The following is an 18461-nucleotide window of genomic DNA, read 5'->3' as shown; positions in this document are numbered from 1 at the left end:
TGGCTAAACTGGTCTAAAACTATTTACGTCGCTTTTGCCAGATTTGAAAGGTCACCACCAGTGCCCAAAAGAACGCAGCCAAAGAAAACAGATAGAGCAGGATTTCGTGCCGAACCGTCAGCCCAAGGCTTTGGATAATCGCAGGGGCGAGGATGGCCAAAAGCCCCCCGCCCGCCATCACCAACGCGGCAATGCGGCCCTGTCGGGCCAGTTTTGCATCTTCCTCAGGCGTCACTCTTAACCTCTTTTGATGGGGTCTCTGGCATCGCAGACAGTGTCACCTTGGCAGGCTTCAAGCTGCCTTTTGTCTGGTAGGTCTGCGTTTTGTTTGCCGCATCATCGGCTTTCTTGGCCGAACTTTTTGCTTTGGCCGGCGGGCTTGCTGGCTTTGGCGCTTTGGTTTTGCGGGCCGCTTTTGCTTTGGTGTCAGCAGTCTTTGGGGCCGCGGTCTTGGCAACAGGCTTTCGCGCATTGGCTGGCTTTGCCTTTGCGGGTGTGTCTGCCGCTTTCACGACTTTAGCCACAGGTGCCGCATCAGGTTTTGGAACCAGCGCCAGATAGGGGGCCGCCATGGTCATCCGCCACGCGTGCAACTGGGCGGCGCTGGCCGCAACAAAAGGCAGGCTCATCGCCGCGCCCATGCGCAATGTCTGTGAAGGGGTTTGAAAAATAATCGATGGGGTCATGGTTTCGCTCCGTAATAGAAAGCAGATGCTAACCGCAGCACTCTGCCAGAACGCCCGCTCCTCCCATCGGTGCGGTGAATAAGTGACCCCGTGTATACGGGATCACAAAAAGATCGTAAATGCGTCGTTTTGAAAACGCCGCCTCTATTTGCTCTTCTTCGAAAACTCGGTCTCGCCGCCTTTGGCAAGAATCTTGGCTTGCTTGACCCATTCATCGCGGCTGATGCGGCCTTTGAAGCTGATCAGGTTTTCATCGGCCCACTCAACTTCCTTTTTGCGCCAACCTGCAATCTGCTCGAAATGCCACACACCGGCTGTGTTCAACTCGCGTTCCAGCTTGGGCCCGACACCTTTGATCAGTTTCAGGTCATCGCCAGCCCCGCCGCGCGGTTTGCTGAGCAATTCAGGCTTACCATCAGGCGCAACTGGTTTGCGCGCGGCCGTTTTCTTGGCCGCAGGCTTTTTCGCAGCAGGTGCGGCTTTGGTTTCTTTTGCCTTAGATGCTGCTTTTTTGGCAGCAGGCTTTTTCGCCGCTGGCTTCTTAGCCGCTGGTTTCGGAGCAGGTTTTTCTTTTGCGGCTGGCGGTATATCCGCAATCCCCGCAGGTTGCGTGCTTGCCGTTGCAGCGGTTGGTGCTGCCGTCGCTGCTACCGCGGCACCCGCGCCGACTGCAGCCGCACTGGCCGCAGGCGCCGCCTTGTTTACCGCGCTGCCGTCGCCAGCAACTGGGGCCTGCCCTGCACGGCTTGCATCAACATCACCAATCGCAGGGAGCGGGCGGCACATAAGCCAGCTTACCAGGGCACCGCCGACCAAAAACATCACAGCGCCGATAAAGGCGGCTTGCATGAACATCCAGTCCGCTAGGACCAGCAAAAGCGCAAAGGCCAAAAACCCTACCAAAGCGCCAACCAGCCAACTCCCGACTGCACAGGTCAATCCACCTGAATTATTGTCCATCCCTCTAACTCCCGTCGTATTATTGTTACTCAGGGAGTGTCAGTTCAGGACTCCCCCTTCTTTGCACGGGCAGAAAACTCTGTCTCGCCGCCAGATGCAAGGAGTTTGGCCTGATCAACCCAGTTATCGCGGCTGACACGGCCTTTGAACCCCTCAAGATTTTGATCAACCCATGCCACTTCGTCATCGCCCCATTTGGCGATCTGGTCGAAGTGCCAAAAGCCCAGTGTGTTCAAAATCGTTTCCAGCTTTGGGCCGACACCTTTGATCAGCTTCAGATCATCCGCGCCCGCTTTGCGCGGTGCTTTCATGGTGCGGGGCTTTTTGCCGGGTGCCACAGTCGCCTCTCCCACAGGATTGCGTTTGGATGGCGGCTTGGCTTTGCTGCTGGCTTGCGCCTGTGCCTTGGTCACGCCCGTTTTGTCAGCCGTCGCTTTGGCGGAGGGCTTTTGGGCATTCGCAGGCTTTCCGCGCACAGCCGCTTTGGGCGGTGTCTTGCCCGAGTTGGCAGCACCATTGGCCGCTTTATCGATCCAAGGGGTCAACAAAGGCACCTCGGTGCCGTCGATCCGCTTTACGCTATCGCCGATATCTTCAGCCAGTTGCACGCTGGCGTTCAACTTGATCTTGGCATTCACAAACTCTGTCAGGCTGGTGATACCGCCTGCAGGCTCTGCCGCGAACCGCCCATTTTGTGGTCCGGCTTGCGGAACCTTGCCAGCGGCCAGATCACTCAGCAAACCGCGCAATTTATCGGCGGTCAAATCTTCAAAGTAGTCTTTGCCAATTTGTGCCATTGGCGCATTGGCGCAGGCCCCCAGGCATTCGACCTCTTCCCACGAGAAGTTGCCATCCGCGCTGATCTGATGTGCTTTGGGCGCAATGACCTCTTGGCACACAGCCACCAAATCCTCGGCACCGCAAATCATGCATGATGTGGTGCCGCAAATCTGGATATGTGCAATCTTTCCAACAGGTTGCAGCTGGAACATAAAGTAGAAAGACGCAACCTCCAGCACCCGCATATAGGCCATATCCAGCATCTCGGCCACGGCCTCGATCGCGGGGCGTGTCAGCCAGCCTTCTTGCTCTTGGGCGCGCCACAAAAGCGGGATGACCGCGCTGGCCTGACGCCCGTCGGGGTACTTCTTGATCTGTGCTTCGGCCCATGCCCGATTGGCGGCAGTAAAAGCAAAATGATCGGGTTGGTCTGCGTGTAGGCGGCGTTGCATCGTGCTGTCTTTCTTTTCTTTTTTGCCCTAGCGGTCGATCTCACCAAAGACGACATCCATCGTCCCGATGATCGCGGCAACATCAGCTAACTGGTGGCCCTTGGCGACATAATCCATCGATTGCAAATGCGCAAAACCTGGCGCACGCAACTTGGCGCGGTAGGGTTTATTCGTCCCGTCCGCCACAAGATAGACACCGAACTCACCTTTGGGTGCCTCAACAGCGGCATAAACCTCGCCGGCGGGCACGTGGAAGCCTTCGGTATACAGTTTGAAGTGATGGATCAGACTTTCCATGCTGGTTTTCATGTCGCCTCTTGTCGGCGGCGTCATCTTTCCGCGTGCCATCACATCGCCCGTGGCCTCGCGCAATTTCACAATCGCCTGACGGATAATGCTGACCGATTGGCGCATTTCTTCCATGCGCACAAGATAGCGGTCATAGCAGTCGCCATTCTTGCCAACAGGGATCTGGAAATCGAACTCGTCATAACATTCATAGGGCTGTGCACGGCGCAAATCCCATGCAAGGCCACTGCCCCGCACCATCACACCAGAATAGCCCCAGTCCTGAATATCTTTTTCGGTCACCACGCCGATATCGGCGTTACGCTGTTTGAAGATCCGGTTTTCCGTCAACAGCCCGTCGATGTCATCGATCACGCGTGGAAATTCGATGGCCCATTCTTCGATGTCGTCAATCAACGCATCTGGCAAATCCTGATGCACACCGCCCGGGCGGAAATAGGCTGCGTGCAATCGTGCACCACAGGCGCGTTCATAAAACACCATCAGCTTTTCGCGCTCTTCAAACCCCCACAGCGGCGGCGTCAGCGCACCAACGTCCATCGCTTGCGTGGTCACATTCAGGATATGGCTCAGGATGCGGCCGATCTCGGAATAAAGCACGCGGATTAGTTGCGCGCGGCGTGGCACTTCGGTTTCGGTCAGCCGCTCAATGGCCAGACACCACGCATGCTCCTGATTCATCGGAGCCACATAATCCAGCCGGTCAAAATACGGCAGGTTCTGCAAATACGTGCGGCTTTCCATCAACTTCTCGGTGCCGCGGTGCAGCAGGCCGATGTGTGGGTCGCAGCGTTCTACAATCTCGCCATCCAACTCAAGCACAAGCCGCAAAACACCATGCGCAGCAGGGTGTTGCGGGCCGAAGTTAATGTTGAAATTACGGATTTTCTGTTCGCCCGTCAGAGCGTCGTCAAACTTGGAGCCGTCCATGATTCAGGTCCTCATCCAGTTGTCATGCCACGCATCGGGCAATCGCCCCATACGCGCGTTTACACCCGCATATTGCGGGGCCAGTTTCTGTTGCAGCATGCTGCGTTGATCATCTTGCAGGCGCAGCGACGCCCCTTGCAACACGCGCACGTCCAAAGGGGCTTTCATCGGCGCCAGCCCCAAAAACGCCAAAACCCTATCAAAGCCCGTCTGGCTCATCAGGTCTTCGTAAAACATGACCAACACGCTGTTTTGCGGCAAGACGTCCAACCGCTTTAGCGTGCCAACATAATCACCACGGCTCTCGATGCCCTTGGCCGCGCCACGGGAAAACTTTGCCAAAAGCGCATCCGCCGCCTGCCCCAGTTCACGCCCCGATCGTTTCGCCATCATACGGATATGCGACCAGGCCCGCGCAACCGGGTCGCGCATCAGATAGACAAAGCGCGTCACGGGGGCCGCTGCCGCCATGCGTGTCAGGGTTTCGGCAGGCAAGGTGCCATAGACAGGCGTGCTATCGATCAGCACGGATTGCGCACCGCGCCCCTTGGCCAGATATTCAACATAACGGGCCACGTCCCGCGGTTCGTCCATCACATCCGCCAGATCACGCAGGTCATCCAGCCGTGTGCCATCGGCCTTCGTCATTTGCCGTTCAATCACAGCGCGGCGGTCTTCGCCCTCACTGGACCAATAGTGCAGTTCTTTGATCGCACGGGCATGCACCTGCGTGTGTGCGGCCAGCGCGTCATGCAGCCAGCTGGTTCCCGCCTTGGTGGCGCCAATGCCATATATGATCGTCAGATCGCGCATCCCGCTCAGGCTTTGCCCTCTTCATCGCCCTTTTCATCACCCGGCAGCACGTATTTCGCACCTTCCCATGGGCTCATGAAGTCAAACTGACGATATTCCTGCACAAGGCTGACGGGCTCATACACAACGCGTTTTTGCACCTCGTCATAGCGCACTTCGGTATAGCCTGTTGTCGGAAAATCCTTGCGCAGCGGATAGCCGCGAAAGCCGTAATCCGTCAGCAAACGGCGCAAATCAGGATGGCCGCTGAACAGAATGCCGAACATGTCAAACACCTCACGCTCAAACCAGTTGGCGGCAGGATGAATGTCATGGATGGATGGCACCATATCTTCTTCACGCACCTCCGCCTTTAGGCGGATACGGTGGTTCTGATACATGCTTAGAAAATGGTAAACGACGTCAAACCGACGCGCGCGACCCGGATAATCCACAGCCGTGATGTCCACCAGCGTATTGAATTGGCAGGTGCTGTCGGTTTTCAGCCACTCGATCAGACCATGCAGGCTACCAAGCGCCACATTCACCGTCAGCTCGTCGCGCACCACCTCATAGGACAGAACGCAATCAGGGCGTTTGGCACTGATATGCGCGCCCAATTCGTTCATGGCACTGGCGGTCATTGTTTCGACTGTCATCTATTCAGTCTCCAAATCCAAAAAATGTCTTAACGGACGATCGTGCCCGTGCGGCGGATTTTGCGTTGCAACTGCAAGATACCATAAAGCAATGCCTCTGCCGTAGGTGGGCACCCCGGCACATAGACATCCACAGGCACGATGCGGTCACAACCACGCACAACCGAATAGCTGTAATGGTAGTAACCACCACCATTCGCGCAGGATCCCATCGAGATCACATAGCGCGGCTCTGGCATCTGGTCATAGACCTTGCGCAGCGCAGGCGCCATTTTATTGGTCAATGTGCCTGCAACAATCATCAGATCGGACTGACGCGGAGAGGCCCGTGGCGCTGTCCCGAACCGCTCCATATCATAGCGCGGCATGGCGGTGTGCATCATCTCAACCGCACAACACGCCAGACCAAAGGTCATCCAGTGCAGCGATCCTGTGCGCGCCCAATTAATGATGTCCGCCGTGGAGGTCACAAGGAAACCCTTGTCCTGCAACTCGGCGTTCAACTCTTGCGTGGCAACCTCGCGGTCAAGACCCGCAGTATTGGCTCCGGTCATCACTCCCATTCCAACGCTCCTTTTTTCCACTCATAGGCAAACCCGATGGTCAAAACGCCCAAGAACACCATCATCGACCAGAAACCCACCATGCTGATATCCTTGAAGGCGACCGCCCATGGAAACAGGAAAGCCACTTCAAGATCAAAAATGATGAACAGGATCGACACCAGATAAAAGCGCACATCAAATTTCATCCGCGCGTCATCGAATGCGTTGAACCCGCATTCATAAGCACTCACCTTTTCGGGGTCAGGGTTGCGGATAGCGACAATCACCGCAGCAAGGATCAAAACAAGGCCCAGGCCAATGGCGAGGCCCAGAAAAACAAGGATCGGAAGGTACTGCCCGGCAAGAGCAGTCGTCGAAAGGGTATCCACGGTTTGCGTCTCCATGACGAAGGACATGCCTGCGCACGTCTACTTTTGGCTACCGCTCTCCTACTCCTCTCCCCCCAAAGGGTCAACGGCGCGGGCATGTTTTTCGTGGCAGATTTCGCGGGCTATTTGCCGCGCTCAGGACGGTGTCTGCACCCAAGGCGCGGCCTGTTTATCAAAAAACGCGGCAATACCCTGTTGCGCCTCGGGCGATTCCCATTGCGTAACAAGGGCTTGGATACTGTCGTCGATGGCTGCATCTGCAATGCCGTCCAGTCGATGAACCAAGGATTTCGCCGCCGCCACGGCCGATGGCGCACAAGATAAATAAGCCGTGATTTCCGCGTCAATCGCCCCGTCCACATCATCGGTCGCCTGCGCCACCAACCCAAGGCGCACCGCCTCTGGCGCATCAAACAACCGCCCCGACATAAACACCTGTCGCGCAGCCCCCGCGCCAAGGCGGGCCACCACATACGGCCCAATGGTTGCAGGGATCAGGCCCAGTTTCGTCTCGGTCAATGCAAACTTCGCCGATGGCCGCGCGATCACCACATCACAGACCGACATCAGGCCAACCCCGCCCCCAAAGCTGTTGCCCTCAACTGCCCCGATCAAAGGTTTTTGCAATTCGTTCAAGGCTTTAAGCATCATCGCAAGGTTCCGTGCCTCGCGCGCACGCGTGGCGCGGTCCGCCTCCATCTGCGCGCGCATCCAACCAAGATCACCACCCGCGCAAAAGACATCACCGCGCGCGCGCAAGACAACCACCCGCGCACCGCCTGTATTCAAATCTTGCGCGGCTTGCGTGAGCTCCGCGATCATTTGCGCGGACATCGCATTGCGTTTTTCAGGACGCGACAGCCAAAGCGTTGCCACACCGCGCGCGTTTTGCTCAATCTCAATGGTGTCCATCACGCAGTCCCTTTGCCAATTTCGCCGCCTTCATCAGCGCCGTTTCATCCACACCTGTGTCAAACCCCGCGCCGTGCAGATAGCCGACCAGCGTTTCTGTCGCCAAATTGCCCGCCGCACCCGGCGCATAAGGGCATCCGCCCAACCCGCCCACGGCGCTGTCAAAAATTCGCAACCCACGTTCCAGACACACCGCGACATTTTCAATCGCACGCCCGTTGGTATCGTGGAAATGGCCCGCAACTCTGGACGGTTCTGCAACATCCAAAACGGCTGCCACTGCCGCATCCACCCGCTCTGGCGTGCCTTTGCCGATTGTATCTCCAAGGCTCAGGCTATCGCAGCCCGCCCCCATCAACTTGTCAGAGACCTGCGCCACCTGCGATGGCGCAACAGGGCCATCAAAAGGGCAATCTGTGATACAGCTGACATACCCGCGCACATTCAATTTACGATTTTTTACTTGGTCTATGACAGGTAATAATCGCTCAATACTTTCATCTATCGAACAATTCAGGTTCGAACGACTGAATCCTTCACTGGCGGAAACAAAGACGGCAATTTCGCCAACCAAATGATCTTCAATCGCATCAAGACCTGCCATGCCACGCATATTTGGTACCAGAACAGACCATAAAACATCCCGCTTGGGCAATCGGGCCACCACCTCGGCACTATTGGCCATCTGCGGCACCCACTTGGGGCTGACAAATGCCCCAACCTCGATATGGCGCAACCCTGCATCAGCGCAGGCCTCAATAAGGGCCAGCTTTTGCGCAACATCTATGGGGCGCGCCTCGTTTTGAAGCCCGTCGCGTGGCCCCACCTCAACAATTTCGACGCGGTCGTCCATTCACCCCTCCCACGCGGGATAGAAGTCCTGCGCATAAAGACGCGGCTCATCCTCTTGCGGCAGGCTTTTTTGAAACCCCTCTCGGGCGGTGCACCGTGCGTACCAAGCCGCGACAGCAGGCGTGTCCTCAAGCCGTTTGAAATGCCGTGCCATATACACCGCTTGGCCCACACTGATATCTGCAGCCGAAAAACCACCCTCCAGCAAATAGTCACGCGTCCCAAGCACGCTCTCTAACGCCTCATAGCATTTGCCGATACGCGCCGCTTCCAGCTTCATCACGATGGCAGACCGCATGGAATCTTCATATAAAACAACATGTTGCTGCGTAAGTGCCGCGGCATGCTGGCTGATCGTTTCGGCAAAATGCACCCATTGCAGCCACTCTGCCCGTTCGGCATGCCCTGCCCTGCGCCCAAGCCCGTCTGGATCAAAGCGTTCGCAAAGCAGCTCTGTCATGGCGCCCGTTTCAAACATCGCGGCACCGTCCAACTCCAAAGCAGGCACGCGCCCTGCAGGGTTCAACGCCAGAAAATCCGGATCGCGCAGGTTCTTGCCAAAGGGATGACGCACCACCTCAAAAGGCACAGCCAGTTCATGCAATACCCACAAGGTGCGCATCGACCGCGTCTGCGCACAGTGATGCAGGCGGATCATTCCGCAGCCTCTGGCACATCAAGCGCCACAAGCACATCGCCCGCCGCCACCTGCCCGCCGACCGCGGCATTGACCTGCGCCACCACGCCGTCCCGCGGGGCGACCAAGGCCTGCTCCATCTTCATCGCTTCCAACACTGCGACGCGTGCGCCGGCCCTCACAGGGTCGCCCACGGCCACGTCCAGCGCCCGCACCACACCTGGCATAGGCGCCGCCACGCTGTCGCCTGCCGCTACCTGCACCGTGCGGTCCAGCGGATCCACACGCTCGAACACATAATCGTTGCCCCAAAATACACTGACGCGATTTTCCAGTTGCACCACTGTTGCGGGCACAACTTGCCCGTCAATCTCGCGCCCATTCACCAAATGGACGCGCCCGGCCACATCCACCTGCCAGCCTGCAGTGTCGGGGGTCAATCGCACCACATGGTGCGTGCCATTCACCGCAAGCGTCACATCCCATGTCAAAGGCTGCCACAGCGCAAACCCGTCCCCATGTGGTCCTGCCAAAGACACCGCCGCCAAGGCGATAGAGCGCGAACAAGGATCAGGCCTTTGGGTCAAAGCCTCCAAATGCGCCTCAATCAACCCCGTATGGACCTGCCCGCTTTGAAAGCCATCCACCGCAATCAAACGCCGCAAAAACCCTACATTCGTGGTGAGCCCTGCAATCTGCAGACCGTCCAGCGCCTGCGCCATCCGCGCCAAAGCATCCGCGCGATCTGTGCCATGCACCACCAGTTTGGCAATCATCGGATCATAATAGGCGCCCACCGCATCGCCCTGTTCAACGCCTGCGTCCCACCGCGTCTCTTGTGGCACCACCAAATGCTCAAGCCGCCCCGTGGCAGGCAAAAAACCCGCAGGCACATCTTCGGCATAAACGCGCACCTCTATGGCATGGCCGTTCAGGGACAATGCGCTTTGCGTGGCGGGCAAGGGCGCGCCAGAAGCGACACGCAATTGCCAGGCGACCAGATCAACACCGCACACCGCTTCGGTCACAGGGTGTTCGACCTGCAATCGCGTGTTCATCTCCATAAAATAAAAACCATCGTCGCGCAGCGGCCCACTGGCATCGACGATAAACTCAACCGTCCCTGCCCCTTTGTAGCCAATCGCTTGCGCCGCGCGCACCGCCGCCGCCCCCATCGCATCGCGCATCTTTTGCGGCACATCAGGCGCAGGGGCCTCCTCGATCACCTTCTGATGGCGCCTTTGCAAGGAACAATCACGCTCAAACAAATGCACGGCGTCTGTGCCATCGCCAAAGACCTGCACCTCAATGTGGCGCGACTGGCTGAGGTATTTTTCAATCAACACATCCGCGTTGCCAAATGCCGCACGCGCCTCATTGCGTGCGCTGTCCAAAGCGGCCGCAAACGCATCTGCACCCTCAACAATCCGCATCCCCTTGCCGCCGCCGCCAGCCACAGCTTTGATCAAAACGGGATAGCCGATATCAGCCGCCGCACGGGCCAAAGTCGCATCATCCTGATCGGCCCCATGATAGCCCGGCACAACAGGGACGTCAGCCGCCTCCATCAGCGCTTTGGCCGCATCCTTCAGCCCCATTTTGCGGATCGCATCAGCCGATGGGCCCACAAACACCAACCCCGCCGCTTCAACGGCTTCCACAAATTCGGGGTTTTCCGACAAAAATCCGTAGCCGGGATGAATAGCATCGGCGCCCGTTGCCTTGGCCGCCGCAATCACCTTATCGATCACAAGATAGCTTTGGTCCGCAGCCGCCAGCCCCAAACGCACCGCCTCATCGGCCTGCCTGACATGCAGCGCATCCGCGTCCGCATCCGAATAGACAGCAACCGTGGCAATGCCCATCATGCGGGCCGTGCGCATGATCCGCACCGCGATCTCACCCCGATTGGCGATCAGAAGTTTACGCATGACCCTGCCTTCATTATTGTCCAAATACCTAAATCCTCACATCCGAAACACGCCAAACCGCGTGTCTGTGATAGGCGCGTTCAAGGCCGCGCGCAGGCTCAGGGCCAGCACCTTGCGGCTGTCGCGCGGATCAATAATCCCGTCATCCCAAAGCCGCGCCGAGGCATAAAGCGGATGGGCCTGTTCCTCGAATTGCGCCAGCACAGGCGCTTTGATCGCTGCTTCCTCGTCATCGCTCATGGTGCCGCCGGCGCGTTCCACCGCATCGCGTTTGACGGTCGCCAGAACGCCTGCCGCTTGTTCGGCCCCCATGACGCCCGTGCGCGATGTCGGCCACGCCCACATAAACGCGGGGCTATAGGCCCGCCCCGCCATGCCGTAATTGCCCGCGCCGTAACTGCCGCCCACAATCATCGTGATCTTGGGCACGCTTGTGGTCGCGACAGCCGTGACCATCTTGGCCCCTGCTCGTGCGATCCCTTCGTTTTCGTATTTGCGGCCCACCATAAAGCCCGTGATATTTTGCAAAAATACCAAAGGAATTTTGCGCTGGCTGCACAGCTGCACAAAATGCGCGCCCTTTTCGGCGCTTTCACGGAACAGAACCCCGTTGTTGGCGATGATGCCCACCTTGATGCCTTCAATCTCGGCAAAACCTGTCACCAGCGTTTCGCCAAAACGCGCCTTGAATTCGTCAAACTGTGATCCGTCAACCAAAGTCGCGATCAGCTTGCGGATATCATAAGGCTGGCGCAAGTCTGCGGGAACGATATCAAAGATGTCCTCTGCATCCCCTTTTGGCGGCAACACTTTGTTAACGTTTAACTTTTCGTTAACTTTGTCCCCGCGGGGACGAAGCGTGTCCCCGCCCAAATTGCGTACCGCTTCTCGCGCCAGCGCCAGCGCATGGGCGTCATCTTCGGCCAGATAATCGGCCACGCCTGACAGCCGCGTATGCACATCACCGCCGCCCAAATCCTCAGCGCTCACGTCCTCGCCCGTTGCGGCCTTGACCAGTGGTGGACCTGCCAGAAAAATGGTGCCCTGCTCTTTGACGATGATCGACACATCCGACATCGCAGGCACATAAGCGCCCCCCGCCGTGCACGATCCCATCACAACCGCGATCTGCGCAATACCCGCCGCTGACATCTGCGCCTGATTGTAAAAGATGCGGCCAAAGTGGTCGCGGTCGGGAAAGACCTCGTCTTGGTTGGGCAGGTTCGCCCCGCCGCTGTCCACAAGATAAACACACGGCAAATGGCACGCTTGGGCGATTTCCTGCGCGCGCAAATGCTTTTTGACAGTGATCGGATAATACGTGCCGCCCTTCACGGTGGCATCGTTGCACACCACCATCACTTGGCGTCCATGCACCGTGCCGACACCGGCCACCACGCCCCCGCCGGGACAGGCGCCATCATACATGCCATGTGCCGCTGTGGCACCCACTTCCAGAAAATCGCTGCCCACATCCAGCAAACCCGCCACACGGTCACGCGGCAGCATCTTGCCGCGCCCGACATGCCGCGCACGCGATTTTTCACCGCCCCCTGCGGCGGCTTGGGCAACCGCGCTTTGCACCAACGCGATGGCCTCCAAATGTGCGTCACGCGACATCAACCGCCTCCTCTACACCGTAAATCCGGTAAATTTGCAAAGCACCCACCACAAACGCGACAAGCAACAGCATCATGCCCAAACCGTTCAATTCGTTCTGGGCTGACAGGAAAACAGGCACCTGTGCCAATCCAAACGCCACCGCAAACACGCCAACCATCAGCGCAAAGAAAAAGCCGATGGCCGCCAGCAGCCTTGGCGCTGTCTTTTGTTTCAGTCGCAACGCCGTTTGGCACTGATCACAGATCACAAAAAGCCTGTCAGGTGCGTGCACCCCGCGCCAGCGCAACGTCTGGAATATCCCCACGGGGACAAGCGCGCGGCATGACGGGCAGCGCAGCCCTGCTATGCGGCGCAAAAGGCTCACCGCGTCAGCCTCACACCGCGTTCCAGTTCGAACGTTTGGCGCGCCGTTTCCTGCACCAGACAGGCCGCCGATGCAGGTCCGCCGCCCGTGCCGCCGCCCCATTTGGCCCGCTCGAACGCGCAGGTCGCGTCACGAAAGGGGATCCAGGCGCGTTGCATGGCGCGCAAGGGCTCGGCCAGCTTGGGCGGGGTGTAGCCGTAGGTTTTGGCCTCTTCATCGGCGGCCTCCGCCTCTTGCAAGGCCAGTTGATAGGCGGCGTTCAGCCGCGCGTCCCAATAGTCGTATTCCAGCGATATGCAGCGCATCATGCCGGCTGTGCTGGAACCGCCCGGGTTGCCCGACATGCAGTCATTGGCAGAGGCCATAACACAGCTCATCGGATCATCCGCCGTGACGGTGCAGCTGTCGGTGGCCTCGGGCGAAAACTCAAAACCGTTGGCTTGCGCCGCGCCTGCAAAGAGCGCCGCAATGAGCAGCCCCCTGATCACGCCATCGCCCCCATCATCTCGCGGCCTACAAGCATGCGACGGATCTCCGAGGTGCCGGCGCCGATCTCCATCAGCTTGGCGTCGCGGAAAATACGGCTGACGGGATGATCAGACAAAAAGCCAGCGCCGCCAAGGGCTTGCACGGCTTGGTGCGCCTGTTTCATCGCCTCTTCAGAGGCATAAAGACAGCAGGCAGCGGCATCCGCGCGGGTCACGTCGCCGCGGTCGCAGGCCTTGGCGACCTCATAGACATAAGCGCGCGCCGAATTCATCGCCGTATACATATCGGCCAGTTTGCCCTGCATTAATTGGAACGACCCCACGGGGACACCGAATTGTTTGCGCTCGGAGACATAGGGCATCACCTCGTCCAGACAGGCGGCCATGATGCCCGTGCCGATCCCTGCCAGCACCACGCGCTCGTAGTCCAGACCGCTCATCAGAACGGCAACGCCGCGGCCTTCTTCGCCAAGCACGTTCTCGAAAGGGACTTCCACGTCTTCAAAGATCAATTCAGCGGTGTTGGACCCCCGCATCCCCAGTTTGTCGAAATGGGGCGATGTGCTGAAACCCGTCATTTCCTTTTCGATCAGAAAGGCGGTGATCCCTTTGCTGCCTGCATCGGGATCGGTTTTGGCATAGACCACCAAAGTCGACGCATCGGGGCCATTGGTGATCCAGTATTTGTTTCCGTTCAGCCGGTAATGATCGTTGCGCTTTTCGGCGCGCAGTTTCATCGACACCACATCTGACCCCGCCGAGGGTTCAGACATCGCAAGCGCGCCTACATGTTCGCCGCTGATCAGCTTGGGCAGGTATTTCGCCTTTTGCGCGGCCGTGCCGTTCAGCTTGATCTGGTTGACGCACAGGTTGCTATGCGCCCCGTAGGACAGCGAGACCGAGGCAGAGGCGCGGGCGATCTCTTCGATCGCGATGGTGTGGGCCAGATAATTCATGCCGCTGCCGCCGTGTTCTTCGGGAACAGTGATTCCAAGCAACCCAAGTTCGCCCATTTCGGTCCAAAGCTCGGACGGGAAATCATTGGTCTGGTCAATCTGCTGCGCCATCGGTTTGACGCGTTCCTGCGCCCACCTGTGGACCATCTCGCGCAGGGCATTCACATCTTCGCCCAAGTCAAATTGCATGAACCCGTTGAACATCGCGCGTGCCTCCCCGCCTGCGTTTATTGAACACTTGTTCAGTTGTAAGCCGCACACCCCCGCACGTCAATGCCCGAGCGGAACCTTCGCCGCCCGCAGGTCGTTGGGCACGGAAGCGTTAAAATGAAAGGAATGCCCGATGGCCCACGACCTGACCGAGACCTTTTGGGACCGCCTGAGCAATATTCGCGCAGGCATGCTTAGCCCCAATACCGCCGCCCCCCGCCCAATGGCCCATACCGCCAAGAAGGATGACAATGCGATTTGGTTCATCACCGCCGATGGCACCGATGTGGCGGATGCCGCAAAGGTGGGTGATACAGGTCTTTATCAAGTCGCCTGCGCCAAGGGCCAGCTTTATGCCTGGGTCAAAGGCACCCTGAGCCTTGAGACACAGCCCGAAAAACTGGATGAAATCTGGTCGCCGATGGCCGCCGTGTGGTTTGATGACGGGCGCAGCGATGATGATATCCGCTTGGTGCGCTTTACCCCTTCATCGGGTGAAGCATGGACCACCGATGGCAACGGCAAAGCCCTGTTCGAATTTGCGAAATCCCAGATCACGGGCACGCAGCCTGATGTGGGCGATCAGGGCAACCTGATGTTTTAGGCAGCTTGCGCTTGCCACACTGCCGCAACCTCGGCCCGAATGATGCGTGCAATCATGGCGCAATCCTCAAGGTTGAAGGTAAGTGGCAAGCGCATGTCGATCACGCCCTTCAGAATACGGTCGGTCCGTGGCATCGGCTGCGGATTGGCATAGCGCCAGCTGTCATATTTGCTGGTAAAGGCCTGCGGGTCATCGGCGCCGAACCACTTAAGCTCTACCCCGCGGGCCGCACAGCGCGACAGCACATCTGTGATGGCCGCATCAGACCAGTCCAGCAACAAAAACTGAAAGCTGGAGGCGACATAGCTTTCGTGATCGGGGCGCGGGATCAGCGTCAGGCCAGCCGTATCGGCCAACCCGTCCTCAAGCACCTTGTAGCGATCATTCCAACGGCGCGCTTGCGCGTCCAGATTATGCAGCTGTGGGCGCAGGATGGCGGCACGCAAATTATCCATCCGCCCCGATATATTGGGGGTTTCAAGACGCACATCCGCGAATGCCTCTGGCGGCGGGGCCGCGCGGTGGCGACCGTAGAGCATATAAGAGCCTGACAGCATCACAGCCCGCGCCATCAGATCGGGATCATCGCTGACCAGCAAACCGCCCTCGCCCGAATTGACGTGCTTGTAGGTCTGGGTGGAATAACACCCCATAGCACCATGACGCCCCGACCATGTGCCGTTCCATTTGGCGCCCATGGTATGCGCGCAATCCTCAATCACCGTCACCCCTGCGGCATTACACATCGCCATCAGGCGATCCATATCGCAGATATGACCGCGCATGTGAGACAGCAACAGAACGCGGGCCTGATCCAGCTTGTCCGCCAGATCATCCAAATCCAGCGTCAGATCCGCCGTCACTTCCACAAACACAGGCGTGGCCCCCACGCTGGCAATCGCCCCTGGCACGGGGGCAAGGGTGAAGGCGTTGGACAAAACCCTGTCGCCTGGTTTGACACCGCAGGCCCGCAGGGCCGTGGCCATCGCATACCCGCCAGAGGCGCAAGCCAAACAGTATTTGGCCCCCATCTGCGCGGCAAATTCTTCTTCCAGCAAGGCGGCCTCGGCCACCTCATTGCCGTCAGTGTTGTAGCGGTGCAGACGCCCGTGGTGCAGCACAGCCATTGCCGCCTCAATCCCTTCGGCGGGGATGGGTTCTTGTTGCGTGAAAGAGCCTGTAAAGATTTCAGTCATTTGAATATGTGGCCGCAATCAAGCCGAGCCGTCAACCATCCTTAGCCGATAAGTGCCGCAACGACCGATGGCAGATCGCGGTAATCGGCCAAAAGCGCCTCTGGCTGCATGGCCACCACGTCCTCGGACCCTGGACCGAACGTCACCAGCACACTTGGCACGCCAGCGTTGGCAGATGTCGAGCGGTCGGTCTGCGTATCACCGATCAGCACAGATGTTTCCACCTTGCCGCCGGCCTGTTCGACAGCAGCAACAAAGGGCGCGGGATCAGGCTTGCGGGTGGGCAGCGTGTCGGCCCCGATCAGACTGTGGAACGCATCCAGAACCTGCAAACGTGTCAGCAGCGTGCGGGCCAAACCTTCGGGCTTGTTGGTGCAAATGCCGACGCGGTAACCGCTGGTCTTGAGCGTTTCAACGGCATCCATTGCGCCATCATAGAGATAGGTATGCGTGTCGATGTCGCGGGCGTAGTGATCCAGCAGCCGCTGGTATTGGGCATCGACATGCCCCTCATCAAAGCCATCAACCCGGCTGAAGCCCAGTTTCAACATGGCCCGCCCCCCGCGCAGGGCCGTCCCTGCATCGCGCGCAGGATCCAGCAAATCGCCCAAGCCCAGATCGCGGAAACAGGCGTTGGCCGCCCCAATCAAATCGCCGCTGGTGTCGGCCAGCGTGCCATCTAGGTCGAAAATCACGGTTCTGGCCATTCGGCACCTTTCCGCCCCGATTGTGACGAGGCTGTAAAATCATGTGTCCACACGCGCCCTTGCGCCCTGTGCGCTAACGGATAAAACGCATGAAACTGAATTACGAGAGCGAATTGGGACAGATATGGCGGTTGCATTGATCATTTTGGGCGCGGGCAAAGGCACACGCATGCAATCCGAGCTTCCAAAGGTCATGCATGAGATCGCAGGCGCGCCTATGCTGGTACATGCCATGAAGGCGGGCGAAAGTCTTGAGCCGTCGCGCATTGTGGTGGTGGCAGGCCACGGCGCGGATGTGGTTGAGGCAGGTGCGCTGGACTGGAACCCATTGGCGCAAATCGCACTGCAAAACGAACAGCTTGGCACGGCGCATGCCGTGGCACAGGCGCGTGATATTCTGGAAGGGTTTGAGGGCGATGCGATTGTTTTATACGGCGACACACCATTTATTTCAGAGCAAACCCTGCAAGGCATGATCCAGGCCCGCGCCACAAATGACGTGGTCGTTTTGGGGTTCGAGGCCGACGACCCTGCAAAATACGGGCGCCTTGTGACCGATGGTGACAGTCTTGAACGGATTGTCGAGTTCAAGGACGCAACCCCGCAGGAACGCCGCATTGCCCTGTGCAATTCGGGCGTGGTGGCGGCCAAGGCCAGTGTTTTGTTCGACCTGATTGATGCTGTTGGCAACGACAACGCCAGCGGCGAATACTATCTGACCGACATTGTGGGCATCGCGCGCGGCCGCGGGCTGAGCGCAGGTGTGGTGATTTGTGACGAGGCGGAGACCCTTGGCGTCAACTCTCGCGAAGAGCTGGCCCGCGCCGAGACAATTTTCCAACGCTTCAAACGGCTGGAAGCCTTCGAAAACGGCGTGACGATGCAAGCGCCCGAAACGGTGATCTTTGCCCACGACACCTTTGTCGGCCGCGACGCGGTGATTGAACCTAACGTGGTCTTTGCCAATGGTGTGAGCGTGGAAAGCGGCGCACGGATTCGCGCGTTTTCCCATCTTGAGGGGTGCCACGTCAGCCGCGGTGCCGTGGTCGGCCCCTACGCGCGTTTGCGGCCGGGAACAGAACTGGCCGAGGACACAAAGATCGGCAATTTCGTCGAGACAAAGAATGCCGTGATCGCAGAAGGCGCCAAGGTCAATCACCTCAGCTACATCGGCGATGCCGAGGTAGGTAAGGCTGCCAACATCGGCGCAGGCACCATCACCTGCAATTATGACGGTGTGTTCAAACATCAAACGGTGATTGGGGCGGATGCGTTCATCGGCTCCAACACCATGCTGGTGGCCCCCGTCACCGTGGGCGATCATGCGATGACAGCCAGCGGATCGGTGATCACAAGCGATGTGCCAAGCGGTGATCTGGCGATTGCACGGGCCAAACAGGACAACAAAACAGGCTTTGGCAAACGCCTGATGGATAAGCTGCGCGCAAAAAAAGCCAGCAAAAATAAAGGGTAAGTCGA

21 protein-coding genes are annotated in these 18461 nt (G+C 58.4%); 2 read left to right on the top strand and 19 right to left on the bottom strand.

All coding sequences use genetic code 11. The features are described 5' to 3' along the window. Positions 1-19 precede the first annotated feature (19 nt). The 17 genes from L1065_RS15845 to L1065_RS11070 form a co-directional block, all read right to left on the bottom strand. Positions 20-235, bottom strand: coding sequence for a DUF5337 family protein (locus L1065_RS15845; protein ID WP_237095550.1), 216 nt, complete (start codon positions 233-235; stop codon positions 20-22). Further along, positions 225-686: a hypothetical protein gene (locus tag L1065_RS11145; RefSeq protein ID WP_237095549.1), complete on the bottom strand. Its 462-nt coding sequence runs from the start codon at positions 684-686 to the stop codon at positions 225-227. The genes L1065_RS15845 and L1065_RS11145 overlap by 11 nt, the downstream gene beginning before the upstream one ends. Positions 687-830: 144 nt before the next feature. After that, entirely contained in the window at positions 831-1646 is an 816-nt protein-coding gene (locus L1065_RS11140) for a hypothetical protein (RefSeq protein WP_237095548.1), read from the bottom strand. Positions 1647-1690: 44 nt separating this feature from the next. Beyond that, complete coding sequence (locus tag L1065_RS11135; RefSeq protein ID WP_237095547.1) at positions 1691-2878, bottom strand: NADH-quinone oxidoreductase subunit E; 1188 nt, start codon at positions 2876-2878, stop codon at positions 1691-1693. A gap of 27 nt (positions 2879-2905) precedes the next feature. Beyond that, a complete protein-coding gene (locus tag L1065_RS11130) occupies positions 2906-4117 on the bottom strand; it encodes an NADH-quinone oxidoreductase subunit D (RefSeq protein ID WP_237095546.1) in 1212 nt (403 codons plus the stop codon). A 3-nt stretch (positions 4118-4120) separates the two neighbouring features. Continuing rightward, entirely contained in the window at positions 4121-4930 is an 810-nt protein-coding gene (locus tag L1065_RS11125) for a sulfotransferase (protein WP_237095545.1), read from the bottom strand. 5 nt (positions 4931-4935) lie between these two features. Beyond that, positions 4936-5568, bottom strand: a complete 633-nt coding sequence (locus tag L1065_RS11120) for an NADH-quinone oxidoreductase subunit C (protein ID WP_237095544.1) — start codon at positions 5566-5568, stop codon at positions 4936-4938. Positions 5569-5597: 29 nt separating this feature from the next. Then, entirely contained in the window at positions 5598-6131 is a 534-nt protein-coding gene (locus L1065_RS11115) for an NADH-quinone oxidoreductase subunit B family protein (RefSeq protein WP_237095543.1), read from the bottom strand. Next, a complete protein-coding gene (locus L1065_RS11110; RefSeq protein ID WP_237095542.1) occupies positions 6122-6517 on the bottom strand; it encodes an NADH-quinone oxidoreductase subunit A in 396 nt (131 codons plus the stop codon). The genes L1065_RS11115 and L1065_RS11110 overlap by 10 nt, the downstream gene beginning before the upstream one ends. Before the next feature lie 120 nt (positions 6518-6637). Next, positions 6638-7417, bottom strand: a complete 780-nt coding sequence (locus L1065_RS11105) for a crotonase/enoyl-CoA hydratase family protein (RefSeq protein WP_237095541.1) — start codon at positions 7415-7417, stop codon at positions 6638-6640. Next, positions 7401-8267 carry a hydroxymethylglutaryl-CoA lyase gene (locus tag L1065_RS11100; RefSeq protein ID WP_237095540.1) on the bottom strand — a complete coding sequence of 289 codons (867 nt, stop codon included), beginning with the start codon at positions 8265-8267 and terminating at the stop codon, positions 7401-7403. The genes L1065_RS11105 and L1065_RS11100 overlap by 17 nt, the downstream gene beginning before the upstream one ends. After that, positions 8268-8924, bottom strand: a complete 657-nt coding sequence (locus tag L1065_RS11095) for a glutathione S-transferase family protein (protein ID WP_237095539.1) — start codon at positions 8922-8924, stop codon at positions 8268-8270. Further along, positions 8921-10834, bottom strand: a complete 1914-nt coding sequence (locus L1065_RS11090; RefSeq protein WP_237095538.1) for a biotin carboxylase N-terminal domain-containing protein — start codon at positions 10832-10834, stop codon at positions 8921-8923. The genes L1065_RS11095 and L1065_RS11090 overlap by 4 nt, the downstream gene beginning before the upstream one ends. A gap of 36 nt (positions 10835-10870) precedes the next feature. Continuing rightward, positions 10871-12454 carry a carboxyl transferase domain-containing protein gene (locus tag L1065_RS11085; protein WP_237095537.1) on the bottom strand — a complete coding sequence of 528 codons (1584 nt, stop codon included), beginning with the start codon at positions 12452-12454 and terminating at the stop codon, positions 10871-10873. Continuing rightward, on the bottom strand, positions 12444-12821 hold the full coding sequence (locus tag L1065_RS11080; protein ID WP_237095536.1) for a hypothetical protein: 378 nt from the start codon (positions 12819-12821) through the stop codon (positions 12444-12446). Before L1065_RS11080 ends, L1065_RS11085 begins: the two co-directional genes overlap by 11 nt. Beyond that, positions 12818-13309, bottom strand: a complete 492-nt coding sequence (locus L1065_RS11075; RefSeq protein ID WP_237095535.1) for a lysozyme inhibitor LprI family protein — start codon at positions 13307-13309, stop codon at positions 12818-12820. Before L1065_RS11075 ends, L1065_RS11080 begins: the two co-directional genes overlap by 4 nt. Continuing rightward, positions 13306-14469 carry an isovaleryl-CoA dehydrogenase gene (locus tag L1065_RS11070; RefSeq protein WP_237095534.1) on the bottom strand — a complete coding sequence of 388 codons (1164 nt, stop codon included), beginning with the start codon at positions 14467-14469 and terminating at the stop codon, positions 13306-13308. The genes L1065_RS11075 and L1065_RS11070 overlap by 4 nt, the downstream gene beginning before the upstream one ends. Positions 14470-14608: 139 nt before the next feature. Between L1065_RS11070 and L1065_RS11065 the strand changes: the two genes are divergently transcribed. After that, positions 14609-15079, top strand: coding sequence for a pyridoxamine 5'-phosphate oxidase family protein (locus L1065_RS11065; protein ID WP_237095533.1), 471 nt, complete (start codon positions 14609-14611; stop codon positions 15077-15079). Here L1065_RS11065 and L1065_RS11060 read toward each other — a convergent pair. Continuing rightward, on the bottom strand, positions 15076-16275 hold the full coding sequence (locus L1065_RS11060) for a DegT/DnrJ/EryC1/StrS aminotransferase family protein (RefSeq protein WP_237095532.1): 1200 nt from the start codon (positions 16273-16275) through the stop codon (positions 15076-15078). The two genes, L1065_RS11065 and L1065_RS11060, sit on opposite strands and share 4 nt — an antisense overlap. A gap of 41 nt (positions 16276-16316) precedes the next feature. After that, positions 16317-16982, bottom strand: a complete 666-nt coding sequence (locus L1065_RS11055) for an HAD-IA family hydrolase (protein ID WP_237095531.1) — start codon at positions 16980-16982, stop codon at positions 16317-16319. 124 nt (positions 16983-17106) lie between these two features. Here L1065_RS11055 and glmU point away from each other — a divergent pair, with 124 nt between their 5' ends. Beyond that, positions 17107-18456 carry a bifunctional UDP-N-acetylglucosamine diphosphorylase/glucosamine-1-phosphate N-acetyltransferase GlmU gene (gene glmU, locus L1065_RS11050; protein WP_237095530.1) on the top strand — a complete coding sequence of 450 codons (1350 nt, stop codon included), beginning with the start codon at positions 17107-17109 and terminating at the stop codon, positions 18454-18456. Positions 18457-18461: the final 5 nt, after the last annotated feature.

Source organism: Nereida sp. MMG025, from assembly GCF_021654165.1.
GTDB lineage: Bacteria > Pseudomonadota > Alphaproteobacteria > Rhodobacterales > Rhodobacteraceae > Nereida.
This window is presented reverse-complemented; position numbering and strand designations above follow the sequence as displayed.